Origin of the sequence: Methylobacterium sp. WL6 (assembly GCF_008040095.1) — a bacterium.
GTDB lineage: Bacteria > Pseudomonadota > Alphaproteobacteria > Rhizobiales > Beijerinckiaceae > Methylobacterium.
On sequence record NZ_VRVH01000222.1, the window covers coordinates 1 to 7,640 of the forward strand.

Annotated in this window: 8 protein-coding genes and 1 pseudogene; 8 read left to right on the top strand and 1 reads right to left on the bottom strand. The window is 70.8% G+C overall.

The annotated features are described in order from the left end of the window. The 6 genes and pseudogenes from FV230_RS29855 to FV230_RS21335 all read left to right on the top strand — a co-directional run. Positions 1-379 (top strand): annotated as a pseudogene (locus FV230_RS29855) (glucose/galactose MFS transporter); the annotation flags it as partial. Between the two features lie 427 nt (positions 380-806). Next, positions 807-2,132: a proline--tRNA ligase gene (proS, locus tag FV230_RS21315; RefSeq protein ID WP_147843822.1), complete on the top strand. Its 1,326-nt coding sequence runs from the start codon at positions 807-809 to the stop codon at positions 2,130-2,132. 7 nt (positions 2,133-2,139) lie between these two features. Then, entirely contained in the window at positions 2,140-3,438 is a 1,299-nt protein-coding gene (locus FV230_RS21320; protein ID WP_147727873.1) for a lipoprotein-releasing ABC transporter permease subunit, read from the top strand. An 11-nt stretch (positions 3,439-3,449) separates the two neighbouring features. Next, positions 3,450-4,163 carry an ABC transporter ATP-binding protein gene (locus FV230_RS21325; protein WP_147843823.1) on the top strand — a complete coding sequence of 238 codons (714 nt, stop codon included), beginning with the start codon at positions 3,450-3,452 and terminating at the stop codon, positions 4,161-4,163. A 183-nt stretch (positions 4,164-4,346) separates the two neighbouring features. After that, a complete protein-coding gene (locus tag FV230_RS21330; protein WP_147843824.1) occupies positions 4,347-4,592 on the top strand; it encodes a hypothetical protein in 246 nt (81 codons plus the stop codon). 159 nt (positions 4,593-4,751) lie between these two features. After that, complete coding sequence (locus FV230_RS21335) at positions 4,752-5,213, top strand: hypothetical protein (protein ID WP_147843825.1); 462 nt, start codon at positions 4,752-4,754, stop codon at positions 5,211-5,213. 3 nt (positions 5,214-5,216) lie between these two features. Here FV230_RS21335 and FV230_RS21340 read toward each other — a convergent pair whose 3' ends face one another. After that, entirely contained in the window at positions 5,217-5,600 is a 384-nt protein-coding gene (locus FV230_RS21340) for a hypothetical protein (protein WP_147843826.1), read from the bottom strand. Positions 5,601-5,776: 176 nt separating this feature from the next. Between FV230_RS21340 and FV230_RS21345 the strand changes: the two genes are divergently transcribed. Together FV230_RS21345 and FV230_RS21350 are read left to right on the top strand one after the other, a co-directional pair. After that, positions 5,777-6,673 carry a diguanylate cyclase gene (locus FV230_RS21345; protein ID WP_147727878.1) on the top strand — a complete coding sequence of 299 codons (897 nt, stop codon included), beginning with the start codon at positions 5,777-5,779 and terminating at the stop codon, positions 6,671-6,673. Between the two features lie 249 nt (positions 6,674-6,922). Continuing rightward, positions 6,923-7,618, top strand: coding sequence for a response regulator transcription factor (locus FV230_RS21350; protein ID WP_147727879.1), 696 nt, complete (start codon positions 6,923-6,925; stop codon positions 7,616-7,618). Positions 7,619-7,640 lie beyond the last annotated feature (22 nt).

Sequence of the window (7,640 nt, forward strand, 5' to 3'; positions counted from 1 at the left end):
TGTCCGGGCCGGCGCGGCGCTCGCGGCCTGCGCCGTCGCGGCCGGCCTCCTCGTCACGGTGTCGGCCCTGTCCCACGGGTCGGTCGCCGCCTGGACGCTGCTCACGGTCGGCCTCGCCAACGCGATCCTGTTCCCGACGATCTTCGCGATGGCGATCGAGGGCCTGGGCGATCGCACGGCGCAGGGGTCGGGGATCGTCTGCGTGGCGATCGTCGGCGGAGCGATCGTGCCTGTGATCACCGGAACCCTCGCCGACCATGCCGGGCTCGGGACCGCCCTCGGGGTGCCGGTGCTGTGCTACCTCTGCGTGGCGGGCTACGGGCTGGCCAACCTGCGCACCGCTCGAGACGTGCCGGCCACCGGGCCGCTGCCGGCCTGAGCGTTCACGGGCGTACGAAACAAAAAAGCAAGGCCCGAGGCCTTGCTTTTCAAGCAGTCAATCTGGTTCGACCTTTAGTTGTCCTACGCATTGACTGCGTGGCGGTCGATTTTCCTCCCGAGACCCGGACCTTTGCGTTCCCTCTGAGGGGCTACGCAACCATCGCGGGTTGCTTATAGGAACAACATTTCGTCCTGTCACCGGGTCGAAGGGACAAATCTGCGTTTTTTCGCCGAGAAATTGCAGGGAACCGTCTCCGGGGCCGTCGGCGGGTGGCGAAGCGACGAAACCGGGCTCCGGCCGGCCCCGAAGACCCAAGCCGCTTGTGTTTTCCGGTTGCAATGTGTTGTGTGCCCCCGGCAACGGGATCGGCGTCCGCGCGCGCCGCCAGACCCGAACCGACCGCCGGATCCGTCAAAGAAGCCTCATGCGTCTGTCCCGCTACTTCCTGCCGACCTTGCGCGAGACGCCCAAGGAAGCCGAGATCGTCTCGCACCGGTTGATGCTGCGCGCCGGCCTCGTGCGCCAGGAATCGGCCGGCATCTACGCGTGGCTGCCGCTCGGCCTGCGGGTGCTGAACAAGGTCTGCGACGTGATCCGCACCGAGCAGGACCGGGCCGGCGCGGTCGAGCTGCTGCTGCCGACGATCCAGTCCGCCGAGCCGTGGCGGGAATCGGGCCGCTACGACGCCTACGGCAAGGAGATGCTGCGCATCAAGGACCGGCACGACCGCGAGATGCTGTACGGCCCCACCGCCGAGGAGGTCGTGACCGGGATCTTCCGGGCGAGCGTGCGATCCTACAAGGACCTGCCGAAGAACCTCTACCAGATCTCCTGGAAGTTCCGCGACGAGGTGCGCCCGCGCTTCGGCACGATGCGCTCGCGCGAGTTCCTGATGAAGGACGCCTACTCCTTCGACTTCGACCAGGCCGGCGCCCGCCACGCCTACAATCGCATGTTTGTGGCCTACCTGCGCACCTTCGCGGGCCTCGGCCTCAAGGCGATCCCGATGCGGGCCGATACTGGGCCGATCGGCGGCGACCTCAGCCACGAGTTCATCATCCTCGCCCAGACCGGCGAGAGCGAGGTGTTCTGCGACCGCGCCTATCTCGACTTCGAGATCCCGCCCGCGACCGTGGATTTCGAGGACGTCGCCGGCCTGCAGGGCCTCGTCGACGCCTGGACCTCGCACTACGCCGCCACCGACGAGATGCACGAGGCCGACGCCTTCGCCGAGGTGCCGGAGGAGAACCGCATGTCGGCCCGCGGCATCGAGGTCGGGCACATCTTCTATTTCGGCACGAAGTATTCCGAGCCGATGGGCGCCAAGGTCGCCGGCCCGGACGGGATCGAGCGCCCGGTCCACATGGGCTCCTACGGCATCGGCCCGAGCCGCCTGGTCGCCGCGATCATCGAGGCGTCGCACGACGAGGCCGGCATCATCTGGCCGGATGCGGTCGCGCCGTTCGACGTCGCGCTGATCAACCTGAAGACCGGCGACGCCGCGACCGATGCCGCCTGCGCCGAGATCCAGGGGACGCTCGAGGCCGCCGGCCTCAGCGTGCTCTACGACGATCGCGACGAGCGGCCGGGCGCGAAGTTCGCCACCGCGGACCTGATCGGCCTGCCCTGGCAGGTGGTGGTCGGCCCCAAGAGCCTGGCCGAGGGTAAGGTCGAGCTGAAGCGCCGCGCCGGCGGCGAGCGCGAGACCCTGGCGCCGGTGGACCTGATCACCCGCATCCGGCGTGCCTGAGGCTCCGATGGCGGTCGAAGCCGGCACCGAGGCGAGCACGCGGAAGCCGGCATGGCTGCGCGGGGCGACCGCGCCGTTCGCGGCCTTCGAGTGGATCATCGCCGGACGCTACCTGCGCGCGCGCCGCCGCGGCGGCGGCGTCTCGGTGGTGGCGTTCTTCTCGGTCCTCGGCATCGCACTCGGCGTCGCGACGCTGATCATCGTGCTCTCGGTGATGAACGGCTTCCGGACCGAGCTGCTGTCGAAGATCGTCGGCATCAACGGCCACATCTTCGTCACCCCGATCGACCGGACCTTCACCGATTTCGCCGACCTGTCCGAGCGCCTGTCGAAGGTGGCGGGCGTGCGGGCGGCGATTCCGCTGGTCGAGGGCCAGGCCTTCGCCTCGTCGCCCTACGGCGGCAGCGGCGTGCTGGTCCGCGGCGTGCGCGGCGACGACCTCGGGGCGATCGGCGGCATCGCCAAGTCGCTTCGCGGCGGCACGCTGGAGGGCTTCGACGACGGCTCGGGGGTGCTGATCGGCCGCCGGCTCGCCGACAGCCTGGCGATCCAGGCCGGCGACACCATCACGCTCTCGACGCCGAAGGGCGCGACCACGGCCTTCGGCACCGCGCCGCGGACCAAGAGCTACACGGTCAAGGCGATCTTCGAGATCGGCATGACCGAGTTCGACTCGACCTTCGTGTTCATGCCGCTCGCCGAATCGCAGGCGTTCTTCAACCGCGAGGGCGACGTCAGCCTGATCGAGATCTACATCGACAACCCCGACGCGGTCGCCGCCATGCGCGAGCCGCTGGAGCTGGCGGCCGAGCGGCCGGTGCTGCTCACCGATTGGCGCCAGCGCAACCGAACCTTCTTCGGGGCGCTCGAGGTCGAGCGCAACGTGATGTTCCTGATCCTGAGCCTCATCGTCGTCGTGGCGACCTTGAACATCGTCTCCGGCCTGATCCTGCTGGTGCGCGACAAGTCGAGCGACATCGCCATCCTGCGCACCATGGGCGCGACCCCCGGCACGGTGATGCGCGTCTTCCTGATCAACGGCGCGCTGATCGGCCTCGTCGGCACCCTGTCGGGCCTCGGGCTCGGCATCCTGATCACGCTGAACATCAAGCCGATCCAGCGCGTGCTGTTTCCCGGCGCCTGGGACCCGACGGTGCGGTTCCTCGCCGAGATCCCGGCCGAGATGAACCCCACCGAGATCACCGTCGTGGTGCTGACCTCGTTCCTGCTCGCGCTCGCCGCGACGGTCTATCCCTCCTGGCGCGCGGCCCGGCTCGATCCGGTGCAGGCGCTGCGCTACGGCTGAGCGGCAGTTCCATGAGCGGCACCTCCGAGAGCGCCGGCATCCCGCCGGTGCCGGCCCTGTTCTTTTCCCGCGTCGAGCGGCGCTATGCGCAGGGCGACCGGTCGCTCGACATCCTGCGCGGGGCCGACCTCGCGATCTGGCCGGGCGAGCTGGTCGCGCTGGTCGCGCCGTCGGGCGCCGGCAAGTCGACTCTGCTGCACCTCGCCGGTTTGCTGGAGCGGCCGGACGGCGGCGAGGTCTACGTCGGCGGCCAGCCGACCGCAGCGATGAAGGATGCCGAGCGCACGCGCTTCCGCCGTGAGGAGATGGGCTTCGTCTACCAGTTCCATCACCTGCTGCCGGAGTTCTCGGCGCTGGAGAACGTGGTGATGCCCCAGCTCATCCGCGGGCTCGGGCGGGGCGAGGCGAAGGCGCGCGCCACCGAGCTCCTGAGCTTCCTCGGCCTCAAGGACCGCCTCGTCCACCGGCCGGCGGAGCTGTCCGGCGGCGAGCAGCAGCGCGTCGCGATCGCGCGCGCCGTCGCCAACGGCCCGCGCCTGCTGCTCGCCGACGAGCCCACCGGCAACCTCGACCCCTCGACCGCGGGGCACGTCTTCTCGATCCTGCTCTCGCTGGTGCGCGCTTCCGGCCTCGCCGCCCTCATCGCCACCCACAACCTGGAGCTTGCCGCCCGCATGGACCGCCGGGTCACGATCCGCGACGGGCTGATCCAGCAGCTGGACTGAGCGGCGCACGGCGCGGTTCGGGATCCGCGCTCCATCCGTGCCGAATCGGAGCATTCGTCGCGAGATCCGCGCAGGCGTTGCAACCGAAACGAAGGGTCGCGGATTACCCGTTCGGACACGCACGAAGCGTCTCCGCTCCGGTGCCGGCGCGCCGGCCAAGCTGCCCAGGTGAGACCCAGATCCATGTCGACGACGTCCGTTGCTCTCGTCCTCGCGCTCGTCGCGCTCCTCGGCTTCGCCGCCCCCACGACGGCGTCGGCGGCCCCCGCCCCCGCGACCGTGACCAAGGTCGCCGAGGTGACGCCCCCCGTCCGTCCGGTCTCGGCCACCGAGGGCGAGGACGACGGCGGCACCTGCAGCCGGATCCGCCGCCGTCTCTGGGTCGAGGGCGAAGGCTGGATCGTTCGCCGTATCACCACTTGCCGTTGAGCGGGATCGACTTCGGCGCCGCGCGCAATTCTGTGGGCAACAGCGCTCGCCGCGCGGTTTAAGCAGTCTTCGCCCGTGGCTTGGGCGGGCCGACCGGAACGAGATCGGCGAGACCGGGGTTTGCCCCGCATGTCAGCGTCCCGACCGGAGTTGCGATCCATGACCCGTCACCATCCGTCCCGCTCGCGGATCGCCGCCCGGTTCGCGCTCGCCGCCGCCCTGTCGCTCGGCGTCGGGGCCGCGCACGCTGAGACCGTGCGCGTCGCACCCTACGGCTACGGCTCGGCCTATGGCGGTCCGGTCGGGTACGGCTTCGCCGATGAGGCGGTGCGCGGTGCGTATATCGGCGCGCCCTTCAGCAGCGTGCCCTCGCCGAACCGCATCGTCCCGGCCCCCTGGAGCTACGGCACCTACGGCATCCCGACGATCTCGGGCCTGCGCGAGGCACCGGTGGCGGCGCCGAGCCTGACCGTGATCAACCCCGGCCTTCACCCGGCCTCCCGCCGCGGGCAGGGGCCGCGCATCCTGTCGCGCGGACGCGATGGCGCCTGGACCTCGGGCGGGCAGGTCCAGTCCGGGAACGGCGTCTCGGTCGTCACGGTCTCCGTGCCGCGGCGCTGAGCGTCATCGGCGTTCGGGCTCGGTGAGCGCCGCGTACCACGCGGCATAGGGCGTGTTGCGCGGATGGCGCCCGCCCTGGTCCTCGGCTCCATCCGTCCACCAGACCGGCCCGCGCTCGCCGAGGGCTTCCTTGGCGGCCTGCACGGCGCCGCGCGCCGACCGCAGCAGCGCCGGAGCCTGGGGATCGCCCTTCCGTTCGGCCCGCTTGGCCGCCCCGACGGCGCGGCGCGCATCCATCAGCGCGTCGACGTGGCGTTGCCGGGCCGCTTCCGGCAGGCGCGGGTCGGTGCAGCGCCAGAGCCGCTCCCCGACGACGAAGTAGCGCCCGTCCGGCGTGCGCGGGTACGGCGCCGCCTCCGCCCCCTCCGACCTTCCTGTCGCGGTCACGCTCGCCTCCCGCACCCGCAATCGGGGTTCCCGCTCGTCCTCGGCGCCGCGTCGGCGCCGACCGGCGTTCGTACGATTCCGTCGCCGATCATCCACGTGTGCGCGAGCCGAGACTGCATCTTAAGGTTTTTAAGGCCTGGTTGCACCAGAACCCGTTTCCATCGGTATCGCGCGCCATGCACATCGTCATCGTCGATTCGAGCCGCGTCGTCCTCAAGATCATCACCGGGCTGCTGGAACCGCGCGGGCATGTCGTGAGCGCCTTCACGGACTCGGCCGCCGCCCGCGATTTCCTGGAGGAGACCCCGAGCGTCCGGGTGCTGATCACCAGCCTCGAGGTCCGGCCGGTGACGGGACTGGAGCTGTGCTGGTCGGCCCGGCTCCTCGCCGAGGCGCGCCGCCCCCTCTACGTCGTCACGATGTCGTCGGCGCGCAACGCGCGGAACCTCGCCGAGGCCTTGGACAGCGGCGCCGACGACTTCATCGAGAAGCCGCCGAGCGCCGAGGAGCTGCATGCGCGCCTTCGCGCGGCCGAGCGCTTGACCACGATGCAGAACGAGCTGATCCGGCTCGCCGAGACCGACCCGCTCACCGGCCTGCTCAACCGCCGCGCCTTCTTCGCCCGGGTCGGCGCGGCGACCGAGCGCGCCGGCAACCACGGGGCGCTCTCGGCCGTGCTCGCCGACATCGACCATTTCAAGCGCATCAACGACGAGCACGGCCACGATGTCGGCGATGCCGCGATCAAGGCCGTAGCCGAGCTTCTGGGCGCCCAGGGGATCGTCGGGCGCCTCGGCGGCGAGGAGTTCGCGGTGGTGCTGCCCGGACTTTCCCTCGCGGAGGCCGAGGCCGTCGCCGGGCGCCTCCGCCTGCAGGTGAGGGACCTCCGCATCCGCGGATCGCGCGGCCCCGTGCGCATGACGTGCAGCTTCGGCGTCAGCACCTGGTGCGAGGGCGACAGCGTCACCGCGCTGACCAAGCGTGCCGACATCGCCCTCTACGAGGCCAAGACCTCCGGGCGCGACCGCGTCGTCTCGGCCGAGAACGACCTCGTCCTCGCCCGCGCCGGCTGAAGCCCGGTCCGCTTCGCCGGCACGGGGACCCGCCGTCCTGCGTCGCTCGGTCGTCGCGGAGACGGAGGGACGTTAAGGTTGATCGCGCTGTGCCTGCGCGAGACACGCGTTAAGTATAAGCCTGGCGCCGTATCTGATTTCGACACAAGTCGACTGCGAAAGACCGCAGGATTCGTCTGGAACGAGTCTTGAAACACTTCTTCCGACCCCGGCCGAATTGTGCCATGCCGGGAAAGAAGGGTGCGCGGTATGAGTACGGCCGTAGATGTCCTGGTGTTCGACGAGCCCCAGGAGCTGAATCCCGCCTTCCGCGCGACGCTGGAGCACATGCCGGCGCTCCATACGATCGGCGAGGCCGACCTCGACCAGGTCGACCCGGCCAACACCGTCGCGCTGATCTTCCTGGACGAGACCCGGCTGCAGGTCGGGCTCAGCCACCTCGTGGACCTCAAGGCACGCCTGCCGGCGCTGCGGACGCTGGTGGCGTTCCAGGCGCTGAACGCGGCCGACGTCGACGCGCTGCGGGAGGCCGGGGCGGACGCCTTCGTGGCCCGCTCCGCCACGCCGCGGGACCTCTGCAACGCCGTGCTGGCCCTGGCCGAGGGCGCCCCGCGGCTGATCGCCCGGAGCGAGGTCGAGGCGGGCACGGCCCCGTCCGCGGAGCCGGCCGACAGCCTCGGGCTGACGCCGCGCGAGGCCGAGGTCCTGCGCTTCCTCAGCGCCGGCTTCAGCAACAAGGAGGTCGCGCGCCGCCTGATGCTGTCGGTCCGCACGGTGGAGACCCACCGCCTCAACCTGCGGCGCAAGACCCAGACCGGACGGTTGAAGGATCTGGTTTCGCTCGCCCGTCAGCTCGGCCTCGCGCCGGTGCTCGACACCGAGCAGGGCCGTCGCGGGGCCGAATCGGCGCGGGCCAGCACGGGCGAGGGTCCGGCGCGCCATTGAGCGCGCCGCGACCCGGGCGGGG